This is a genomic window from Pseudomonas sp. MPB23, assembly GCF_046605395.1.
Lineage (GTDB): Bacteria > Pseudomonadota > Gammaproteobacteria > Pseudomonadales > Pseudomonadaceae > Aquipseudomonas.
In genome coordinates this window covers 522,941-541,845 of sequence record NZ_CP176771.1, presented here as the reverse complement: position 1 = coordinate 541,845, position 18,905 = coordinate 522,941, and the positions used below count along the sequence as shown (strand labels likewise).

Sequence of the window (18,905 nt, the reverse complement as noted above, 5' to 3'; positions counted from 1 at the left end):
TACATCAGGTAGGCAAGTGTAGCGATGCTTTTGACGGTGAACAGGCGCGACTTCCCGTTGCACCTGCTCCTGTTTGTGCGGTGCCGACTCGAGTCTGATACGTGGCGGCATGCACGTTATCGACGGACATTTTTTGGCGCGCGCTTATTTGATTGTTACGGTGACTTTGCCTTTTGATCTGCCCTGCTCGACATAGCGCAACGCCTCTGCAGTCGAGTCAAAAGGGAAGGAACGATCAATGACCGGTTTGATGACGCCAGCTTCGATAAGCGAGGTGATTTTTTGCAGTTGTACGCCGTTGGATCGCATGAACAAAAATGCATAGCTCACCCCATGCTTGCGGGCTTTTCTACGAATACCGCGGCTCAGCAGGCGCATGACTTGGCGTAGCATCCAGGACAACCCTTGCGCTTGGGCAAAGGCTGCCGTCGGTGGCCCGGAGAGGGAAATGAGTTGTCCGCCGGGCTTGAGAACCTCGACCGATTTCATCAGTACATCGCTGCCCAGGCTGTTCAACACCACGTCGAAGTCGTGTAATTCACTCGCAAAATCGTGCTGCTTGTAGTCGATGACCACATCCGCCCCGAGCGTCTTCACCCATTCGACATTTGCCGTGCTGGTGGTGGTCGCAACGAAAGCGCCGAGGTGTTTGGCGAGTTGGATGGCCAATGTGCCGACACCGCCGGAGCCGGCATGAATCAACACCTTCTGGCCTTTTTTCAGCTGGGCGGTTTCAACCAGCGCCTGCCAGGTCGTTGCCCAATATCAATGGAAATGTATAAGGCAGGATCAGCTTGAATTCCCCGGTTCGGATCTTCGCGTCCAACGGGTTCACGCTCGTTGCATGCACCTGGATCAGAACGTCATGCTCACCGACCGCAGGGTCGGGCACTTCGCCAATCATTCCGTTGTGCTTGCCGTAGCGGTCGATAAAAAATGCCTTCATGTTGCAGCGCTCTTGTTGGTGGGACGAGAACGGGGCTCGGCCTCGGTAACATAGGCAAACGATATCCCGCCCACCCGCACCGACGGGTTCGCCGCGCTATTAAATAACGACGACGAATCGGGATGATTGCTGCTAGCCCAAAAAGTCATGTTTATTCCGTCAGATTGCGGAGCGAGGCCGACCTGCGCGACAGGGTTCAGACTTGAGTCAAATAGCGCGGCGCCACGACGGACTGTCTGATCTGCGACAAAAGACCCTGACGTGCGGTTTGCAGGGCATCCCAGCGCTCGCCGTCTTGCAGCGGCGGAATGGTCACCGGTTCGCGACGGTCGAAGCCGACCAGTGCGGCATCGACCAGGTCAGCCACTTCCATGACTTCGCTCAAGGTGTTGATGTCGATACCGGCGCGATCCCAAATCTCCGTGCGGGTGGCGGCGGGCAAGACGGCCTGCACGTAAACACCCTGGGGCGAAAGCTCCAGGCTCAGGCCTTGGGAAAGGAACAGCACGAACGCCTTGGTCGCCCCATAGACCGACATGCCGAACTCAGGCGCCAGACCCACCACCGAACCGATGTTGATGATCGCGCCTGCACCGGCTTTGGCCAGGCGTGGCGCGATGGCGCTGGCGAGTCGCACCAGCGCCGTGGTGTTGAGGGCCACCAGTTGCGCCACGCTGTCGGTGCTTTGCTCGATGAAGCTGCCGGACTGCGCGGCACCGGCATTGTTGATGAGGATGCCGATGCGAGCGTCATCCCGCAGGCGCGCTTCGACGGTGTGCAGGTCGCTGAGTTGAGTCAGGTCGGCCGGCAGCACTTCAACGGCGACATTGTGTTGGCCGCGTAACGTTGCGGCGAGCGTTTCCAGGCGCGTGTGGTCGCGGGCGACCAACACCAGATCATGCCCGCGTTGGGCAAAACGCTCGGCGTAAACCGCGCCGATGCCAGTGGAAGCGCCAGTGATAAGAACGGTAGGGTGAGTCGTCATGATGTCTGCTCTTTATTGGGAACATGGATTGATGCACGAATAAAACCGGGCTCGATCAGCCAGGGCCTAGTTCGCGCTGGGGCTGGATTCGGCCTGCGTTGGGTCGTCGATGTACCCCGCCGCGCCGCCGCCGTAGAGCGTGGAGGGGGTAAACAGCTTCAAGTCGCTCATGGGGGTTGGTTCCGTGCCCGTTGGTAAGTGGTCATCTCGCTTGCGATTAGGATGATGATCGAAATCTAAACTGTCAACGGTTTTGATTATGGTCGACATCTATGTATCATCGGCCGATGAATTTCAGCGGTAGAGAGGTATCAAACATGCGAGTGTCCAAGGCTCAGGCCCAGGCAAATCGCGAGCACATCGTCGAAACGGCTTCAGTCGTGTTTCGCGAGCGTGGTTTTGACGGCGTCGGCGTGGCCGACCTGATGGCCGCCGCCGGTTTCACCCATGGCGGTTTCTACAAACATTTCGGTTCAAAGGCGGACCTGATGGCCGAAGCCTCGGCCAACAGCCTTGCGCATTCACTGACCAGCGCCGAAGCATTGAGCGTGAAGGATTTCATCGATCTGTATGTGTCCAGGGACCATCGCGACAGACGCGCCACGGGGTGCACCATGGCTGCGTTGTGCGGCGACGCGGCGCGCCAGTCGGACGATTTGAAATCGGCCTTCGCTGAAGGCATCGAACACACGTTGCAAACGCTCGGTGAAAAATACCCGACCGGACCGGATGCGGCGGCGGGTGAGGCACGGATGAAAATGATCGACCTGCTGGCACGTGCGGTCGGCGCGATCGTGTTATCGCGCGCCTGCCCTGACGACTCGGCGCTGGCGGATGAGATTTTGGAGGTGTGTCATGGGCAGATGATGGCTTCGTTGGGGGGGGAGTCGTAGATTTGATGGTTGTGGGGGGAGCAGGACTTGCTCGCTAACTTCCTCGATTAGCGTCTGCTCATCTCAGAAAAAACAAAGCCCTTGCAGAAGTGCGAGGGCTTTGTTGCATGAGCAGCAGAAAGGAAACCGGTTTGATCGCAGAAATCAGAAATCCCAGCGCGTGGTGACCATCATGTTGCGTGGGTCGCCAGGGTAGGCCGAGTCATAGAAACCGATGTTGGTGTAGTAGTGCTTGTCGAACAGGTTGTTGACGTTGAAGGTGAACACAGCTTCCGTCCAGGCACCGTTTGCCATCTGCGAGTAGCGGATATCAATCAGGAAATCTACGGCTTGCCTGCCCAGTCGGTCTCGGTGATGTCCTGGTCGTCGAGGAGCTCGCCGTTGGTGGCTGGATCAGTCGCGCTCAGGGTGCAGCGCGTTACGGCCGGACAGCCAGTCACGATAGGCGTCTGCTCCGGTGATGGCGGGGCGCTGCCGCAGGCGGCGAGCAGTAGCAGGCAACTGAGCAGCAGCCCACTCGCGTAGTTCGGCGTTTTCACGTTTGAGCTCCTTGATTTGTTGCTTGCGGACGTCCAGCTCGCGGCGCATGTCCTGGCCAGCTTGTTGCAGCGAGTTCTGGGCCTGACGTTCATCAGTTACGTGCGGCCTCAATCCACCTTCAATCGCCGTCTTTGGTCAGAGACAGCGCGGCATTGAGTCGCTGTATCAGCCAAGAGCATGACCCCCACATCATCGTGGCGTCTTGGTACGTCGTCTCCCGATCAGTCAGGTGCACGGCGTCGTTTCGAACTTTGGACAGTTGCAAAAAGGTTGCGTAGATAAGGGCGTCTATTACTTGCTCACCGTGCAGCACTCGCATCTTCACTACGGGGCTGGCCTTCGCTGAAAACTCAATGCCCGCTTTATTAGCCAATTGGTCGACGGCCGCCTCTACTTCAAGCCATGAGTGCAGGATGGCTCCTCGTGGCGACAAGGCAGCAAGTTGAAGAGCAACAGGCGTTGGGAGGGGGGCTTTTTCATCGCCAGGAAGTTCTTGAGGCTTGCTCGGGAGGCTTTCCTGAACTGCCTTCAACTCCTCGGTGAGATCAACATGAAGCTCGCCGTATTTAAAGCTACGGATTTTGGGAATGAGCCCCAGGATGGGATTTTTTAGCAGGCATATAACGGTAACAACTGCGGCAGGCCATGCGAGTGCTGACGCCAGCGCCGAAACAAACTGCATCCAATCCATGGTCACACTCCAAAAGCAGGCTCTTGTTACGTGGCTTGTTACGTATTGCACAAAAAACAAAGGCCTGCATCGCTGCAAGCCTTTGTTTTTAAATGGTGCGGCACCAGGAGTCGAAAAGGATAATAACCATATGATTTATAATGTTTTTTAATTTTGAAATGATGGCCTCTATCTCTAAAATTATCCTCTGCCTCTGCACTGAAGTACGTAACTAATCAGTAAACTCAGCGGATAAACACAGTACCAGAAGTAAGTTTACCTCTAGCGTCCAGATAGCTAGAAGGTGCCGCGCGCTAAGCCATATATTGGGTATTGATTTTTTTGCAAAATCAAAGGCACAATGCCATCACCGATATTTAGCAGTGGAATATAAAAATGGACTTATATAATCTAAATCTTTCTAAAAGTGCTCAGTTCTATAAGATAAAGAAGAAAATTAGCAAGGCAAAAATCAATGAGATCTTTAAGAAAGTATCGGAGGATCGTGTTGGACATTCTTTGTTTAAAATAACAAAGGAAGAGTTAAGTGCAACAACTGAGCAGGTGACATGCTCGGCCATAGCCTTTAAGGAACTATCTGAGCCACCTTTTTTACTAGGAACTCTCATTGAGGAAGAAAAATACTGTTTTGTTCTGATAGTCGAATACAATGACTGTGTAGCTATTACTAAAAGAAATGTTCAATTTGTAGAAAAGGCTTTAGATGAGTATTTAGAAGAATTTGACTATGAGCGATTCACCAATTTCCAAGGAAGGAATTCGCCTGAATACGAAAAAGTCACCATGAATAATATGGCGATATCTAATGCCGTAATCAGAAGTAGATCATATGAAGCTTTCAAACTAAATGGTCTGCTAGCCTCGAACTCTTCAAGTAGGTCAATTCCTCAGAATTTCAGGATTCGTGTGCAGGGCGACACTATAACTTTAACTCCAAACTCATCTCGCGTGACATTTAGAGATAAAAAAACTGGCATAGAAGAATTTTCCAACTGGGTAATTTTTACGATTGAAGAGATTAATAATCTCGCAAATGCAAGTAAGTTTATCAGCGAATTCGCAGCGCCCATTACCCTGAGTGAAATCTTAAAAAAGAAAATTGATCCTACTGCAATATTCATCAATTTAGACGAATTAGATGAAATTATTAGAGGTGGTGATGGGGGCTCTAAGCTGCGGATCACTGACGGATCAACAGAGCGGGACTGTACGCCGGAAGAGATCTCCAGACTTTTCAATCTATTTAAATATTCTATTAGTGTAAACAAGGCCAAGCAATTACAGCTCAAAGGCACTGAATTGCCTGCAAAGTTAACCTTGAATAAGAAACAGGCAACATTTCATTCTGGTATTTGTGACAAGATCTCTATCGAGATTAAAGGGGAGCCGCCCATCTCTCTTAGCAAGTATATAAATAATACCAAGCCAATTTCGATAATGTTCAACTCTCCAGAGTACGCCTACTTTGGACGATCTTGTTTTCAAGATAAACGTCTCATTCCTAGTCTTACCTCAATACTTTCAATTTTTGATGAAAAATATGACTTTACAGGAGTCAACAGCGAGAAAGAAAAGCAGCACAAGAAAGGAGTAAAACCATTCCCAGATCACATTTCGGAATTTCCCGTCGCGTCATTATTCAGAAAGATAGAAGATAATTATTGTAAGGTCCCAGGAATTACTATTTGTGATGATATGAATGACGAATGGGCAGATCATATATACTTAGAGCCTGACTCCAACCCCCCGGCGATCACGTTTATTCATGCGAAATTCACTAGAAAGGACAGCCATGGGGCGAGTAGTTTTCATGAAGTTGTAGCGCAGGGACTGAAGAATATAGGCAGGGTATTTTCCACGCTGGAAGACTTTAAGGAGAAGCATGACAGAGACTGGAATAAAAATTACGAAAATACCAAAATCAGCCGAGTCAGGGGAGGGAAAGTTTGGAATGACCTAGAAAAAGCGCTGACAAAGATATTCGAGAATCAAAATTCCACAAGGAAAATTGTTCTCGCAACACCCTTTATCAGCAAGAGCCAGCTTGAAACAATATTCTTAAACCTGTCTCTTAAGGGTAAATGCAAGCCACATCACACTCAGCTTATCTGGCTTATCAATACTTTCATAAGCGCTTGTAAAGATTTAGGGGTTCAGCCGCATATCCTGTGCAAGCCTTAAGAAATAGTGCGGTCATGGAAAGTTAATTTGGTGAGGGAAAAACAGGGTGGAAAAACAGGGTCAGACCACGATTTTCGATATTTAATTGAAAGCGAGGTCTGCCCCCTATTCCCGCTACGCAGGTCCAAAGTTCGAGTTGGGTGAAAAACGGCGGAGCGTCTTCCACCAATGGACATACAGGCTACCTCGCTTCCTGGCTTAGACTGGGGTTATAGCGCCTAGCTAAGCGGCAGTTTTTAAGTTGTGGTTTTGTGGATTATTCTTACGCAAAAAACCACAAAGCCGCGAGTTAAAAACTGTACGGCGCACAAAGCGCGCAGTGCTTCAGCGATTTGTTAGGTCTTTTATTTTTTTAAGCAGAAGCCCGACGTCATGAGGTTTATTTTGGGTGAAAAATAACAACAACGATAGTTGTTCAAAAAGTCCTTTTGCTGTTAGTAGTACATCTGAAACTTGTTCAGTAGTGTAGGAGATTTTATTGTGCTTGTAGAATGCCTTTAATATTTCACCTCTGCCGTGGGAAAAGAATGAAAATTTTTCGTAGCTTGCCAAGCCGCTTTTGGTGAACTGCTTGAATGATTCTTTAAAATCACCAAATGAAACATGCGTATATTCTTCTAGTGCTTTGGTCATTAGAAAAAAGTTTGGGAAATCCTTTTTTCCATCTAGAAAATCCTCTACACAGGAATCCTTTTCTTTTTCAATAAACTCAAAATAAAAGCTTTTTACAAATAGCTCCAGAACTGTTCTCATTAGCAAAATGGCTGAGCTAAAGTGGTTGTTAGCTGTCAATATACAAATTGATTCGAAGTGGCAGCAAAACATTTTAAAGTATGTGTAATTTATTCGTTGGTACTGGTCGTCTAGATTCAGTTTTTGCGCATCAATAAGATCGTGGATGAAAACGAATAACTCATCAATATCTTTTAGAATGGCTTCTGTTTTTTGGCTTTCATTCATATCTATAACTCGGGATTGTGGTGACTTGACGTCTCGTTAATGAGCGGATTTTAGCCCGTCCCAACGAGCGATTTTAACCAGAGGCTAGGGGGCTGATGTTTCACAATTGTATTACACGTACCTTTCTTTTTTCTTTTTTTGAGTCGCGCCAAACCTCTACGCGAAATTGTTGGCCAATAGGTGGTTCTGGCTTAGGGCGCGGTGAGCTTGGTTGGCTCTTTTTATTGCTGACTTGTAGAAACACGTCTTGCTCAAAAGTGGTTTAGAGGTAATGTTAATTGCTTTGCTAGTAGAGGCGTGTTTTCAAATGAATTTTTCATTTTATTCATGAAATCTGGCTCGGATTTCGCTTCGTCGCCGAATATGACTTCAGCCTCAAGCATTGCTTGCTCAGCCGTAATTTTTCCTTGCTGAACTTTAAAAAATAATCGTCGTAACTCGCCTAAAGAACCACTATGTTTTTTGATTCTTGGTTTGACTTCATTGGACGAGAAAGGCGTAGTCGCATGAGTAGCCAGAAAATCGCCTATTGAGCTTATTTGGCCTTGTATTGTTTGAACTCCCGATATGAACGAGCCATATTGGCCTATACCCATATAAAGTGCGTAAAGAGCTGCTGCAATTTTAGCCCCACCTTTTATTGAGCCTTCTTCAACTTCAAGCGCAAGTGCATAATCTGGGATTTTTAATACTTTTTCTACATATGCCTCCCACTCATCGAACAACTTAGTCGAATATTTTTCGAACTCATGCCTGCCGTGGCAGGCTCGGTACGTCAATATAAAAATCTGTGGCTCCAAGATCGATCATGTTCCATCCATGTACTGTATTGACGTACCCTAACTTATATTGGGCGACTCGCTATGTCGCATTCAAATGCGACATAGGCGATTCGATCCCTTTCGAGCATTTCTAGCTGTAGGCTATCGTTTTGCCAGTATGGTGTCCACTGACGGTTCCTGGCCGATTCTGTTGAAAAAGTCGACTGAGAATTCCACGGCGGAAAAGTACGCGCCTGAGATTGAAATCTGAATTTTTGGCAGTAGGTTCAGGACTCGGATTTCACGTAGCAGCGTGCAAAAGAGGTCTTTTCACCCATGAGTATTCGAGCGTTTTGGGCAAGCCGACTTTTTCAACACAATCGGCTGTTTTCTGACCTTCGTCTAGCGGCTGAACCGCCAGGATTTTCCTAAGCGATGAGTGAGTAATTGCATGGTCAGCAAATAGTAATAGCGCGTCGATTCAGTGTGCTGGCTTAGGTGGTGATTCAAAAACCACGCAAGGTGTTTTCTCTGCCAAGTCCATGGATTGTCCCGCTGCCAGCGATCAGTGATTGCTGCTTGGATGGCCTTCGCCTGACGCAGGTGGCGTTGGCGCGTGGTGTGCGATCCGGTCAGGACGCCTGACAGGAATAGTTCCATATCGAATACCTTGCTCATACCCGACCACCAATGTAAGCGGCCACTACGACGATACGGTTGTGCCCCAGTTCATAGCTGATTTGTACTCGGGCTTCCTGATCGAGACGTCGGTCGAGCTGATAGCAATGGCCACCGTTGATGGGGGCGGGATGGTGGGTGATTTGCTCATAGCGTTCGCACGCATAGGCTACCCGCAATTCGTGGAAGCCTTTGAGGTTGTGCTGATGGAGGATGTCCCGTTCAGGACGGACGATTCCCCGTTGGAAATCGAGGTAGCTTTCGTTCGGTGCAAGTAGGTTGCGGCTACCGTCGGGTGAGACCTGTTCGGCGAATCTCAGCGCCTCGCGAATATGATCATCCGCCCTGATCCAGCGAGGTGCCGAGGCACCTGAGCGGCCCCCCTTGGTGCCATCTTGGATGTTGATCTTGCCGTATTGTTCGGCCTCACGTTTTAAGCGCGGAAGGTCGGCCAAAATGGCCTCACGTAAGCGCATGCCGGTGGCTCGCGCTAATTGAGCGATGGCCGCGGCACGCGGCTGCTGGTGTGCGCAAAGCACCTCTACGACCCTCTTCACATGTTCGCGGTCTTGGCCTTGCGGCACCGAACGACGAACACTGGTGCGCCGCATTCCCAACGCCTTGCTCGGACTCGACACCTTCACATGCTGATCACGGCGAAGCGCGGCCATCGTTCGGTTCACGCTGGACAGCCGGTTTTGCGCGGTGGCGATGACGAGTTCACCTCGTTCAACTTGCTGACGCAGATGCTTGGCGTAATCCAGCAACGACTGCCGATCGATTTGCCGCGCATCATTGAACCCCGGTCCATCGTCCGACCGACACCAGCGCACAAACGCTTGCCACCGATCGCTATGCGCTTTGACCGTGCCGTAATGCCCACCACCGAACAGGTCCTTGAGCGCTTGTGGTCCTGCATAACTCAGCTGCCGCCCATAGCCAAAATTCCGCCCATCCCGATTACCGACCAACGCCATGATCAAACTCCTCTCGAAGCCAAACCTTTAAAACCATCCCCACGTCATCCCGCCACGAATGTTGAGTGTTATCAGGGATCAAGGCCCCTGCGACCTGTGAGGGTTGTCCACTAACGCGGGATTTGCGGCTCCTTACGACCGGGAGCTTGGGCATCTCATGATCTGACCTCCTAAGCACTTCCGAAGAAGTGGGCGGGTGGAGGCTGCACTGGCTGACGAGATCAGCGCCGTGAGATCCTGAGTCGGGTGAAGGCAGTGATGAGATGACCGGGGCATGCCTGACTGTCAGTCAGGTGCAACCCATTCCTTGGGCTGCGGCAGCATCATCTGCATTGCTGTTGCTGGTGACCTCGGTGTTTGTCACGCCGATTGTCACAAGGGGGAATGCCGCAAAGCCTTGTACGAGTTGGGCTCCAGCAGCGGTAGGAGCGCCCGTCTCTTTCCGGGAGAAAGAGACGGGCGCAGGTTGGCGCAATGAAATGGCCAAGCGAATAGGTTGCTGCAGGGCAGCTATAAAAGGGTATGAGTTGCCGCAGTGGGCACACTGATAAAAGTAGGCATCCATCACATCGCTGTGACCGTGCGAGCCGCCGGACGCTCATCGCACTTTGGGGGAACCACCACGGTATGGCGTAGCCTTAAAGGTTCTGGCTACCTGGGTTGCTGTCAACGACAGCGCTTTGCCCGATCTTTTCTACGCCTGTGGATAATTCGGGTCAAGACTCCAATTTTCGGGAGTTCTGCGGCTGTGGATGAAATTATCCACCGGTGGAAAAGTGTGGTTTTCCACAGACAGTCGCGTGGGCTTTAGATTTTTTAAGTGAGGTCCATCCAAGCAGGGCGGCTTTGCAGCCCTGTTTGGATGGACCCGCGTGGACAAGCGGATCACTGAGATATGAAGACCGAGCGCTTACTCGGTTGCGCCACGTTTCGCTTTTAGGCGAGTGACGTTCGCTCCGGTCTGGTTGGCGAACTCGTGTGGAGTGACATGCTCCTGCCGGTTGGCCTCCAGGTACCGGCTCCACCAGTTCATGATCAGCCTGCGTTCCTCGATGAACTCTGCCTTGTGGATGTAAGCGGCGCGGACGTTGTTGCGTTCCTTGTGGCTCATCTGCCTTTCAATGGCGGTCTCGGACCACAGTCCTGACTCGATCAGTGCGCTGCAGGCCATCGAACGAAACCCATGCCCGCAGATATCGGTTTTGGTGTCGTATCCCATCGTCCGTAGCGCGTTGTTCACGGTATTTTCGGACATGGGTTTCCAGGGTTTGGCATCACCTGCGAAGACCAATGCGAATTTGCCTGTGAGTGCATGGATTTTTTCGAGTAGTGCCGCTGCTTGCGGCGATAAGGGTACTAAATGGATATCCCCTGCCATTTTCGTACCCCTTGTGGAAAAGGGTACTCCCTCCAACGCGGGTCGAGTGTCCGGTATCTCCCAAGTGCCGCGCTTGAGGTCGAACTCGCTCCAGCGTGCGAAACGCAGCTCGCTGGATCGTACAAACACATGCAGCGACAGCATCACCGTCAGACGGGTAAGTGCCCGGCCTTTATAGGTGTCGATCCGCTCTTGCAGTTCCGGCAGTCGCGATAAGGGTAGAGCGGGGCGATGTACCACCCGCGGGGCTTTGATCGAGCCTTCGAGATCGTAAGCAGGGTTTATGGTGATAAGCCGGAGGCGCTTTGCCTCGCGCATGATGCTCTGCAGGTAGTTTTGTACCCTTAAAGCAACGTCGATCGTTCCGCGCTTCTTGATCGCTTCCAAGGGCTGCATAAGGTCATGGGTGTCGAGATCAACAATGGCGCGTGCGCCAATCAGCGGGAATACGTGGGTTTTGAGGCGGCTCATCACAGTCTTGGAGTGGCCTGGTGCCCACTTGGCCGACATTTCCGTGTGCCAGTCCAGCGCAACGCTTTCAAAGGTTCTGCCTTTGATCACGGCTTCCGCCTTGGCTTGGTGCTTGGTCTCTATGGGATCAATGCCATCCGCCAGCATTCGCTTAACTTCCAAGCGCTTGCGGCGCGCATCGGCGAGGCCAATGACGGGGTAGTTGCCGAACGAGGTCAGTCCTTCGCGTCCGTCAGGTTTGACGTAACGGAGCCGCCAGCCTTTGCGGCCATTGGGTTGGACTAGGAGGTAGAGGCCATCGCCGTCGAAAAGCTTGTAGGCGCGGTCTGTAGGTTTTGCCAAGCGGCAAGCTGCGTCGGAGAGCGGAGCTGTGGTGCGCGACATAAGGGTACTCCCTTTTATCGAAGTGACCTGTATCCCAAACTCTACCCTTAAAACGGTTGGAATCCACCAGTTTCTGACGGAAACCGATGGAAAGCTAAAACGAAAAAACCCGCCAAAAGGCGGGTTTTTCGGGGGTTCCAGAGATTTTGAAAGCTTTCTATGGAACCTTGTATGGTGCCGGCACCAGGAGTCGAACCCGGGACCTACTGATTACAAGTCAGCTACCCAACATAGCAACGATGAAGCCCTCAGGCGCTATATTGTACGCGGGGCCATGCCTTTGGGTCATATTTTGCGCACCTCTTAGGTCTTTATGTACGCTGAAAAGCCTGGTGGAATGTCCAGCATTCTCTACCGACTGGCTGTGGATAATCCTGTGGGCACCTTTCGGTTTAATCAGTTGCTCAATCGCCCGAAGGGTTCACGGTCGGTACGCTCAAGTCATAAACGTCCATCATGGATTCGTCCTTGTGGCCAGACGCTTGTTGCTTATCTGCCCGGGTGCCCACCGTGTCGGTGATGCCCTTGCGCTTGAAGTCGTGCATTCCGAATCGCTGCTCCTCGGTGAGAATTCCTTTGTCGATCGCTTGGACGATCAGACGCTGGAAGGCTGTGTCGAGGCCTGACTTCGACAACTGCCTGCCGGTGGCCGAGATGATCAGGAAGCGCTGGTCTGCGCGGATCGGCACGGGAACACGCTTGCGCTCCCAGGTTTCCGTCCTGACGGACTTGGCTGCATCCCATGCGGCGCGCAGGCGCGTCGACCAACGGACGATGTTGTCCCGGCTTCCCTTGCGGCGGTTGGTCAGCACACCCTCGGCGAGCTCGTTCTCGTCGGTGAGGGTAATCGTCTCTATACCGCGCAGGCGGCAGAGGTACCCGATCTCCATCACATACCAGAGGTATGGCGAACACGCCCCTGGCTGGCCGCTCTTGAGCTGGCCTTGCTGCTGCGCGAACCTGATCAGGTTGACCATGGCCGTGTCGTCCGGCAGTCGGCGCTGCTTGCGCTCTTTCGGTGACTCGATGCCCTTGGCCGGGTTTTCCTTCACGAACCCCCGGTTACGGCCCCACTGCATCACGCGGCGCAGGTAGCGCAGGGCGTGTGCGGCCTTCGATGGCTTCCCTTCCTGGGCGATCTTGTCGATTACCCGCTGGATCAGCGCCGGCGTGAACTTGAGCACCGCCAGCTCGCCCAGCGGCTTGCCAAGTTTCGTGGGGAAAGCCAGAAGCACGTCGCGGGAGTAAACGTAGTCGTCGTGGGTTTTCTCGCTGAGCACCTTGTACTGGTCGCTCTTGTGGAATTCGTCACAGAGGTACTGCAGGCTGTCACGGTCTACGCCGTTGCGTTCCTCGATCAGCCGGTGAAGCTCCGAAAGCGTAACGTTGCCCGCGCACAGGTTCTGCCGCTGGCGCCGGCCGGCTTCGTTGAAATACAGGATGTACCAGCACCCCGCCCCGCGGTGGTCGAAATATACCGAGCGTGGCAGGGCCGCCTGGTCAATATGGCCAGGGATGTTCGGGTTGTGCTGGCGCTTCCTTCCTCGCTTCATATAATGTCCGCGTCATACTTTTCTTGATCGATTGGCTTGAGGCCGCCCGCCTGGTTGACCAGGTCGACGGTGGTCCAAGGCCCCTTCCTTCCGAGGAATATCCGTATTCCTTCCCCGCGCAACGCCTTCTCCACGTCAGCACGCCGCGTATAGCCGGTGATCCGCTGCAACTCCTCAAACTCTATGACTCTAGCCGCGCTCATGTCTGCCTGCCTTCGTGTCGCGACACGTTTTCGTTATCCGTGGATTGTGTCGCGACCTCTTCGGTATTCAAGGCTTCCAGTGCGATCGCCTTAATGGTCTCGCACTCGGCATAGAAGTCGTTGGGGTCGATCTTGGGCGTTCCCCAGTTGACCAGATCGCGCACCAGGCACTCGGTGTTGCCCTCGACGTGATTGAACACGTCGGTCAGGCCTTTTCGCAGGCGAGCCACCTCATCGGAACTTGAGCCTTTCGGTGCGCGCTCGTCACGCCGAGCATTGACCACTCCTATGACTGATCCTGCTGCGCTATCAAGCTGAGCGCGCTGGGATCCGGTCAACTGATCCCAAGGCGTTGATTCAAAGCTGCAGTACTTGTGTAATTCCATGGCGGCGGCTCGCCAATCGCTGGCGAACAGATGACCTTCGGCACTTTTGGCGCGCTGTTTCCAATACTCAGCACGGTCTCGCTCCGTTTCAAACTGCTTACCCATGGCTTGCACCCCGCTGAAAATGGTCAGCCAGCACCCGGCGCGCGTCGATGCCGCACGATGCCGACATGGCGTAGATCTGCCCGAATGTGGTTTCCCGGCGCTGCAGGGCGTTGAACAACTCGATCAGGCGTTGGCCTTTGGTACCGTTGCGGACACTCATAGCTGGAGCCCCTTTTCCTGCGGGAGCGGGGTGGCGGTCAATTGCTCGTTTTGGCACATGGAAGTTGCCAGAGAAGCCCGTGCCGCCTGGCTTTCGTCGGTGGTGGTGCTGGCGGGCGTCTGTGGGAGCGAACTGTCCGGCAAGCAGCTGATACCGGTGTTATTCAAGATCCAGCAAGTGACGCCGCGGGCGCTGTCGTGCTGGACGTCGATCAGTTGCTCGCCGGCCGATGCCTGACCAACGATCAGCAGCAGGATCAAGGTGATGATGGTTTTCATGGCCGTTCTTCCCAGTCCCAGTTCAGTTTCGGATTGACCGGTGGGTAGCATTGCAGGGCTCCCAGGTCGATCAGCGTGAAGTGGCCACCCATCCAGGCGCCTGTGTCGATGTGGTAGACGTTGCCGAGGATTGCCGGCTGGCGCACGGGGGTGTGCCCGACGATGACCGCGCGCACGCCGCTGACTCCCTCATGGTTTTCGTCCGTGATACGGCTGCGCGACCACTGGCAAACAGCATCCACGTTCAGCAGGCCGGGCATCTTGCCGTTGAGTGCATCGCGCAGCATCGACCAAACAGGGAAGGGGCAATCGGCGTGCACGATTCCTACAAGCCCCTCACCCGTCACAACTTCAATCGCGACCGGGAGGTCGGCCAGCAGGGAGGCATAGCAGCCACGCTCTACAGAGGGCAGGCCCAGCATCCAGGCGCCACCGTTCGCGACGTGCAGGTTGCCCGCGCGGCCATCAGGGTCGAAGTGATAGGCGTCGTACACCATCGCTTCATGGTTGCCCTGGACGGCGAAGAACCATGGCTTGGCCAGCCAGGTATCCACATCGGCAGATTCAGGCCCACGGTCAACCAGATCGCCCACACTGAACAGGCGGTCAACGGAAGGGTTGAACCCGATGGCATCCAGCGCGGCCTGCAGTTTGGTGAAGTGCCCGTGCACGTCGCCAACGGCGAAGTCTCGGCCGGCGGTGTTGAGTTCGAATCGCTGGAACTTGTTCATGGGCGAGCCTCCCCGGCGATCATTGCCAGTTGGGCCAGCAGGTCATCGGTACGCCCGTAGAAGCGGCCGGTGTCTTCGTTGATGAAATGGCCGAGCACCTCGGCCACCGCCGGGCTGGCGGTCAGTCCGCCCAAGTCACACACTACTACGTTCGTAGCAATATCGGTCGATGGCTCATGCACGAAAGCGTCGGCCTTGATCTGCAGGACCTTCACTGGGCGTATCCCGTTGCAGCCGCTGACCCAGTTGGTATCCGGTACCGCCCAGGGATACATGCCCATAAGCCAGGCCGTAGCCGCGTTCTCTTTCTGGCTGCTGGACCAATACTGATGAGAGCCACGGAACGCCTGCGGCGCGGCCTCACACATGCGGTGATTCCAATCTGGCAGCTGGAGCAGATTACCCCGCATCAGGTTCAGCTCTTCAATGCTCGGGATATGCCAGCCCCAGGTGCCCCGGATGTTCATGCCCAGCACCTTGGTTGCGATGGTGCTGCCCTCGGCGCTCATGGCCAGGGTATTCGCCATCCCGTCAAAGCGGTGCGTGGCGCCACGGATGCGTGGGCGCGGGCCTTCGTGGTCCCACCAGTGCGCGGCCGTCTCGAATTCCTGGCCGGCGTCGATCAGCGCGAACTCGGCGCCGTCGAAGTAGATCCGGCCCGCGTAGAAGCCTCCAGAGAACGGCTGGCCGATGGCGGGAAGGGCGGCGGGTGATATTTGGCGGCGTTTCATCGCGCGTTCTCCAGTGCGGCCGAAGCCGCAGAAGCAATAAATGAATTATTGAATTAGCAAAGGATTCTGCGGACAGGGCGCGCGAGCCGCTCGTTGACCTTGACGAGGAAGTCGAGCCAGCCATCTCCAAAGGCCATGTAGTAGGCGAGGTAGGCGGAGCGCTGCGTGCTGCTGATGTACCAGTCATTCTCGAACGACTCAGGCAGGTACAGGTAGCCGTGATGCAGTTCGCCAGATGAGGGCAGATAGAAGTCGTTGTGCCCGTCGCAGGTGTAGGCAGATGCTGCGTCGGCGGCTGGGTGAGAACCTTCGCGATTGACCAGGATTACGGTGTTCTCACGCCCATCGATGCCACTGGTAGCCTCGACGTTGGTGCCGTACTCGCCATAGCTATGCCGGCCCACGTCCGTGACGGCGAATATGATGTAGCAGAGGCCTTCCGGGTACTCGCGGCGGCCACCGTAGAGGCCGCCCTGTCCAGCCCAGTATTCGCCGATCGCTGGCGGCACAAGACCTCCCGGTAGATCGCTTGAATTACTCGGATTTGAGTTCACCCCGATCGGGGTGGTGACAGTGTTGGCCAACGTATCCAGCAGGATCTGTTGACGGTTCTGGCCATCCAAATACTGACGTGTGGCCTTAACGAAGACGCTGTTCATACTGCGATCGTCAGCTTGGGCTGCGGCTTCAATTGCAGATCGAAGGCCGTCCGGAAGGCGGACCACAAACTTGTCGGCGGTGCGGGAATCGTATTGTGTTGAGGTCATTTCACTTTCTCCAGGCCGAACGAATCCCGGCCGCGTTGTTGGCTTTCGCGAAAATCAGGTTTGGGTTAGGCGATAAAGACGCCTTGGAACTCGTCGCCGTCTTGTTGATGTTGTGGTTCGGGATTAGGGGCGATTACGCCCGCTACCTTGATCAATCCAAGCGAGAACGCTTTCGCTACGAGAGCTGCCCGGCGAGTGACACCAAGCTTCGTAGTCAGCGATAGGAGGCGCTTGTCCACGGTGTCTGGCGATACGCCCAGGTCGCGGGCCGCTTCTTTCGAGGTCTGTCCAGACGCCACCGCCATCAAGCACTGAAGCTCGCGCGGAGCTGCCCCTCGGCCCAAAAAGCCGGTGAAGCCTGCGAAGTTGATGGTGGTGGTCATTCTGGTAGCTCCATGCGGGTTGCGATGGAGCGAACTATGCGGGAATGAATTTATTCAGTCAATACGAAAGTGAATAGATTTTATGCGGTCTGCTATTTTGCGTACATTGCCCACCAGAAAACATGTCCAAGGATGGCTATCTGCTGATCCTGTATTTCCTGAAAAGTATAATCCTCATCTGGATACTCATCGCGATTGAAGCTTCGCAATCTGAGCCCGGTAGGGAGCCGAAATACCTGCTTAACGCGCAGTTGTCCGTTGTGATTTATGGCGTAGAGATCGCCGCCAACAATGTCACCAAGACTTGTCTTGCCTAGATCTACGCCCACTGTGGCACCGTCACGCAACACTGGAATCATGCTGTTGCCGCGGACGGTTACGCACTTAGCTTGATTGAACTGTACGCCATTCTCGCGGAGATTCCTTTTCCGAAAACGGAGAGTTTCGGCTTGGTCTTCCTCAATTGCGAATCTCCCGGATCCGGCCGCCAGTTCAACCTCGCGTAGAAAAGGAACCTCAATCTCATCATCCATTAGAGGTGTGTTTTCATCCCAAAGGCTGATGTCTGAAATATCGGCAGAAGTAGTTTTGGAGGGTATCCCCTCCCTCCCGGTCCACAGCCACTCCGCGCTGACGCCAAGCGCCCTGGCAATTTTCTCAATGCTCTCTCGTCGAGGGTTCGCGGATACCCCTGCGCCAATTCTGTGGATGGTAGGTTGTGGGACTCCAGTTCGGCGCGATAGCTCAGATAACGACCACCCTTTCTTGTGGAGAGCGGCAAGCATCCGATCGCCAATCGACATGTTTTCTTTTGTGGTCATGCGGCAAACCTACTTGGAAATGAATTTCGTAATTGTATTGCGGGTATCTATTCGCTTGGGTATTCTAAAAATTCAAATGCGAATAGGTTTGCGATATGAATCCTCAACAGGCAATCCGCGCCCTCTCTGCGCTAGGCATTTCACAATCCGCGATTGCACGCGACATAGGCGTCAGTCAGCCGACGATTAACCGTGCGGCGAAAGGCGGTGATATCCGGTTCTCAACGGGTCAAGCAATTCTGGATATGCATTCAAGGTCGATAGCTTCAAGCGATGCTGAAGCCTCGCCTACCTTGGACACAAATCTACGCCAGATCTCACTTACAGGTCAGTCCACTGTCGGTGCTGTGAATCCATCCAGTAGTACGGAGTTGGCGTAATGAACAACGTCATCCGCCTCGATTTCGAAGGGCAGCTGGTGCGCTTTAACACTGACGGCTGGATCAATGCCACCGAAGTAGCAAAACGCTTCGGCAAGAAACCCATCAAATGGCTGGAGCTCCCAAGCACCAAGAGCTACATGGCAGCCATGACCAGGCACCTTGCTAATGAGGTCCGATTTTCGGACCTCAAACTTGTCGAGACTGTCCGGGGGCGCGGCAAGGCAGGAACGTGGCTGCATCCGAAATTGGGCGTGCGTTTCGCGCAATGGCTCGATGACGACTTTGCTGTCTGGTGCGACACGCAGATTGATGCGCTGCTCCGTGGTTTTCCGTCGGCAATGGGGCGGTTCAACCACGCCTGCAAACGACTTGATGATCGTCAGTCGCGGGCAAGTGCAAGTGGCCGCGATCTCGCTGAATGGAAACGTGAGAAGCCCGGCTTGATCGCCGAGGTTGAACGCGGTCGTAACCAGCTGCAGATGATCCTCGCCCTGGACAACCCAGAAAACCACGGCTTGCAGGCCTCGTCATGAAGGTTTGCCCATCCCTGTATTTGCTG

At 53.8% G+C, this 18,905-nt stretch carries 22 protein-coding genes and 3 pseudogenes; 4 read left to right on the top strand and 21 right to left on the bottom strand.

The genetic code is table 11. From position 1 onward, the window contains the following. Positions 1–144: 144 nt before the first annotated feature. Positions 145–946: pseudogene (locus ACLH0J_RS02440) on the bottom strand (NADP-dependent oxidoreductase). 196 nt (positions 947–1,142) lie between these two features. Beyond that, positions 1,143–1,931 (bottom strand): SDR family NAD(P)-dependent oxidoreductase, encoded by a 789-nt coding sequence (locus ACLH0J_RS02435; RefSeq protein ID WP_411390736.1) that lies wholly within the window; start codon positions 1,929–1,931, stop codon positions 1,143–1,145. A gap of 317 nt (positions 1,932–2,248) precedes the next feature. Between ACLH0J_RS02435 and ACLH0J_RS02430 the strand changes: the two genes are divergently transcribed. Next, positions 2,249–2,824 carry a TetR/AcrR family transcriptional regulator gene (locus ACLH0J_RS02430; protein WP_411390735.1) on the top strand — a complete coding sequence of 192 codons (576 nt, stop codon included), beginning with the start codon at positions 2,249–2,251 and terminating at the stop codon, positions 2,822–2,824. A 144-nt stretch (positions 2,825–2,968) separates the two neighbouring features. Here the strand turns inward: ACLH0J_RS02430 and ACLH0J_RS02425 are convergent. The 4 genes and pseudogenes from ACLH0J_RS02425 to ACLH0J_RS02410 all read right to left on the bottom strand — a co-directional run. Further along, a pseudogene (locus ACLH0J_RS02425) lies at positions 2,969–3,079 on the bottom strand (hypothetical protein); the annotation flags it as partial. Between the two features lie 68 nt (positions 3,080–3,147). Further along, positions 3,148–3,315 carry an Rz1-like lysis system protein LysC gene (gene lysC / locus ACLH0J_RS02420; protein WP_411392767.1) on the bottom strand — a complete coding sequence of 56 codons (168 nt, stop codon included), beginning with the start codon at positions 3,313–3,315 and terminating at the stop codon, positions 3,148–3,150. Beyond that, a pseudogene (locus ACLH0J_RS02415) lies at positions 3,290–3,412 on the bottom strand (LysB family phage lysis regulatory protein); the annotation flags it as partial. The gene lysC and the pseudogene ACLH0J_RS02415, both read right to left, overlap by 26 nt. A 70-nt stretch (positions 3,413–3,482) precedes the next feature. Further along, positions 3,483–4,055 (bottom strand): hypothetical protein, encoded by a 573-nt coding sequence (locus ACLH0J_RS02410; RefSeq protein WP_411390734.1) that lies wholly within the window; start codon positions 4,053–4,055, stop codon positions 3,483–3,485. 375 nt (positions 4,056–4,430) lie between these two features. On the opposite strand from ACLH0J_RS02410, the gene ACLH0J_RS02405 reads away from it, so the two are divergent. Further along, the gene (locus tag ACLH0J_RS02405; protein ID WP_411390733.1) at positions 4,431–6,236 is read left to right on the top strand and encodes a hypothetical protein; all 1,806 of its coding nucleotides are present in this window, start codon (positions 4,431–4,433) and stop codon (positions 6,234–6,236) included. Positions 6,237–6,560: 324 nt separating this feature from the next. Here the strand turns inward: ACLH0J_RS02405 and ACLH0J_RS02400 are convergent, their stop codons facing one another. The 15 genes from ACLH0J_RS02400 to ACLH0J_RS02330 form a co-directional block, all read right to left on the bottom strand. Next, the gene (locus ACLH0J_RS02400; RefSeq protein ID WP_095667796.1) at positions 6,561–7,196 is read right to left on the bottom strand and encodes a hypothetical protein; all 636 of its coding nucleotides are present in this window, start codon (positions 7,194–7,196) and stop codon (positions 6,561–6,563) included. 251 nt (positions 7,197–7,447) lie between these two features. Further along, positions 7,448–7,996, bottom strand: a complete 549-nt coding sequence (locus ACLH0J_RS02395; RefSeq protein WP_411390732.1) for a hypothetical protein — start codon at positions 7,994–7,996, stop codon at positions 7,448–7,450. Between the two features lie 363 nt (positions 7,997–8,359). Beyond that, complete coding sequence (locus ACLH0J_RS02390) at positions 8,360–8,635, bottom strand: hypothetical protein (protein WP_095667795.1); 276 nt, start codon at positions 8,633–8,635, stop codon at positions 8,360–8,362. After that, the gene (locus ACLH0J_RS02385) at positions 8,632–9,612 is read right to left on the bottom strand and encodes an integrase domain-containing protein (protein ID WP_095667794.1); all 981 of its coding nucleotides are present in this window, start codon (positions 9,610–9,612) and stop codon (positions 8,632–8,634) included. Before ACLH0J_RS02385 ends, ACLH0J_RS02390 begins: the two co-directional genes overlap by 4 nt. Before the next feature lie 910 nt (positions 9,613–10,522). Then, positions 10,523–11,845, bottom strand: a complete 1,323-nt coding sequence (locus tag ACLH0J_RS02380) for a tyrosine-type recombinase/integrase (protein ID WP_411390731.1) — start codon at positions 11,843–11,845, stop codon at positions 10,523–10,525. 404 nt (positions 11,846–12,249) lie between these two features. Next, complete coding sequence (gene xerC / locus ACLH0J_RS02375) at positions 12,250–13,398, bottom strand: tyrosine recombinase XerC (protein ID WP_411390730.1); 1,149 nt, start codon at positions 13,396–13,398, stop codon at positions 12,250–12,252. Beyond that, positions 13,395–13,601: a hypothetical protein gene (locus ACLH0J_RS02370; protein ID WP_411390729.1), complete on the bottom strand. Its 207-nt coding sequence runs from the start codon at positions 13,599–13,601 to the stop codon at positions 13,395–13,397. Before ACLH0J_RS02370 ends, xerC begins: the two co-directional genes overlap by 4 nt. Continuing rightward, the gene (locus tag ACLH0J_RS02365; RefSeq protein WP_411390728.1) at positions 13,598–14,092 is read right to left on the bottom strand and encodes a hypothetical protein; all 495 of its coding nucleotides are present in this window, start codon (positions 14,090–14,092) and stop codon (positions 13,598–13,600) included. The genes ACLH0J_RS02370 and ACLH0J_RS02365 overlap by 4 nt, the downstream gene beginning before the upstream one ends. Beyond that, positions 14,085–14,252 (bottom strand): hypothetical protein, encoded by a 168-nt coding sequence (locus tag ACLH0J_RS02360; protein WP_411390727.1) that lies wholly within the window; start codon positions 14,250–14,252, stop codon positions 14,085–14,087. Before ACLH0J_RS02360 ends, ACLH0J_RS02365 begins: the two co-directional genes overlap by 8 nt. Then, positions 14,249–14,530: a hypothetical protein gene (locus tag ACLH0J_RS02355; RefSeq protein WP_411390726.1), complete on the bottom strand. Its 282-nt coding sequence runs from the start codon at positions 14,528–14,530 to the stop codon at positions 14,249–14,251. Before ACLH0J_RS02355 ends, ACLH0J_RS02360 begins: the two co-directional genes overlap by 4 nt. Then, entirely contained in the window at positions 14,527–15,261 is a 735-nt protein-coding gene (locus tag ACLH0J_RS02350) for a metallophosphoesterase (RefSeq protein WP_411390725.1), read from the bottom strand. Before ACLH0J_RS02350 ends, ACLH0J_RS02355 begins: the two co-directional genes overlap by 4 nt. Next, entirely contained in the window at positions 15,258–15,992 is a 735-nt protein-coding gene (locus ACLH0J_RS02345; protein WP_411390724.1) for a hypothetical protein, read from the bottom strand. Before ACLH0J_RS02345 ends, ACLH0J_RS02350 begins: the two co-directional genes overlap by 4 nt. 53 nt (positions 15,993–16,045) lie before the next feature. Next, entirely contained in the window at positions 16,046–16,759 is a 714-nt protein-coding gene (locus ACLH0J_RS02340) for an Arc family DNA-binding protein (protein WP_411390723.1), read from the bottom strand. Positions 16,760–16,824: 65 nt separating this feature from the next. Further along, positions 16,825–17,142 carry a LuxR C-terminal-related transcriptional regulator gene (locus ACLH0J_RS02335; protein ID WP_411390722.1) on the bottom strand — a complete coding sequence of 106 codons (318 nt, stop codon included), beginning with the start codon at positions 17,140–17,142 and terminating at the stop codon, positions 16,825–16,827. A gap of 92 nt (positions 17,143–17,234) precedes the next feature. Beyond that, positions 17,235–17,963 (bottom strand): XRE family transcriptional regulator, encoded by a 729-nt coding sequence (locus tag ACLH0J_RS02330; protein ID WP_411390721.1) that lies wholly within the window; start codon positions 17,961–17,963, stop codon positions 17,235–17,237. 95 nt (positions 17,964–18,058) lie between these two features. On the opposite strand from ACLH0J_RS02330, the gene ACLH0J_RS02325 reads away from it, so the two are divergent. Beyond that, positions 18,059–18,343, top strand: a complete 285-nt coding sequence (locus tag ACLH0J_RS02325) for a helix-turn-helix domain-containing protein (protein WP_411390720.1) — start codon at positions 18,059–18,061, stop codon at positions 18,341–18,343. Next, positions 18,343–18,879, top strand: a complete 537-nt coding sequence (locus ACLH0J_RS02320) for a KilA-N domain-containing protein (RefSeq protein WP_411390719.1) — start codon at positions 18,343–18,345, stop codon at positions 18,877–18,879. The genes ACLH0J_RS02325 and ACLH0J_RS02320 overlap by 1 nt, the downstream gene beginning before the upstream one ends. Positions 18,880–18,905: the final 26 nt, after the last annotated feature.

Excerpts from the sequence above, each read along its gene's own strand:
- ACLH0J_RS02435 (WP_411390736.1), bottom strand. The coding sequence starts at position 1,931 with ATGACGACTCACCCTACCGTTCTTATCACTGGCGCTTCCACTGGCATC.
- ACLH0J_RS02430 (WP_411390735.1), top strand. The coding sequence starts at position 2,249 with ATGCGAGTGTCCAAGGCTCAGGCCCAGGCAAATCGCGAGCACATCGTC.
- ACLH0J_RS02410 (WP_411390734.1), bottom strand. The coding sequence starts at position 4,055 with ATGGATTGGATGCAGTTTGTTTCGGCGCTGGCGTCAGCACTCGCATGG.
- ACLH0J_RS02405 (WP_411390733.1), top strand. The coding sequence starts at position 4,431 with ATGGACTTATATAATCTAAATCTTTCTAAAAGTGCTCAGTTCTATAAG.
- ACLH0J_RS02400 (WP_095667796.1), bottom strand. The coding sequence starts at position 7,196 with ATGAATGAAAGCCAAAAAACAGAAGCCATTCTAAAAGATATTGATGAG.
- ACLH0J_RS02390 (WP_095667795.1), bottom strand. The coding sequence starts at position 8,635 with ATGAGCAAGGTATTCGATATGGAACTATTCCTGTCAGGCGTCCTGACC.
- ACLH0J_RS02385 (WP_095667794.1), bottom strand. The coding sequence starts at position 9,612 with ATGGCGTTGGTCGGTAATCGGGATGGGCGGAATTTTGGCTATGGGCGG.
- ACLH0J_RS02380 (WP_411390731.1), bottom strand. The coding sequence starts at position 11,845 with ATGTCGCGCACCACAGCTCCGCTCTCCGACGCAGCTTGCCGCTTGGCA.
- xerC (WP_411390730.1), bottom strand. The coding sequence starts at position 13,398 with ATGAAGCGAGGAAGGAAGCGCCAGCACAACCCGAACATCCCTGGCCAT.
- ACLH0J_RS02370 (WP_411390729.1), bottom strand. The coding sequence starts at position 13,601 with ATGAGCGCGGCTAGAGTCATAGAGTTTGAGGAGTTGCAGCGGATCACC.
- ACLH0J_RS02365 (WP_411390728.1), bottom strand. The coding sequence starts at position 14,092 with ATGGGTAAGCAGTTTGAAACGGAGCGAGACCGTGCTGAGTATTGGAAA.
- ACLH0J_RS02360 (WP_411390727.1), bottom strand. The coding sequence starts at position 14,252 with ATGAGTGTCCGCAACGGTACCAAAGGCCAACGCCTGATCGAGTTGTTC.
- ACLH0J_RS02355 (WP_411390726.1), bottom strand. The coding sequence starts at position 14,530 with ATGAAAACCATCATCACCTTGATCCTGCTGCTGATCGTTGGTCAGGCA.
- ACLH0J_RS02350 (WP_411390725.1), bottom strand. The coding sequence starts at position 15,261 with ATGAACAAGTTCCAGCGATTCGAACTCAACACCGCCGGCCGAGACTTC.
- ACLH0J_RS02345 (WP_411390724.1), bottom strand. The coding sequence starts at position 15,992 with ATGAAACGCCGCCAAATATCACCCGCCGCCCTTCCCGCCATCGGCCAG.
- ACLH0J_RS02340 (WP_411390723.1), bottom strand. The coding sequence starts at position 16,759 with ATGACCTCAACACAATACGATTCCCGCACCGCCGACAAGTTTGTGGTC.
- ACLH0J_RS02335 (WP_411390722.1), bottom strand. The coding sequence starts at position 17,142 with ATGACCACCACCATCAACTTCGCAGGCTTCACCGGCTTTTTGGGCCGA.
- ACLH0J_RS02330 (WP_411390721.1), bottom strand. The coding sequence starts at position 17,963 with ATGACCACAAAAGAAAACATGTCGATTGGCGATCGGATGCTTGCCGCT.
- ACLH0J_RS02325 (WP_411390720.1), top strand. The coding sequence starts at position 18,059 with ATGAATCCTCAACAGGCAATCCGCGCCCTCTCTGCGCTAGGCATTTCA.
- ACLH0J_RS02320 (WP_411390719.1), top strand. The coding sequence starts at position 18,343 with ATGAACAACGTCATCCGCCTCGATTTCGAAGGGCAGCTGGTGCGCTTT.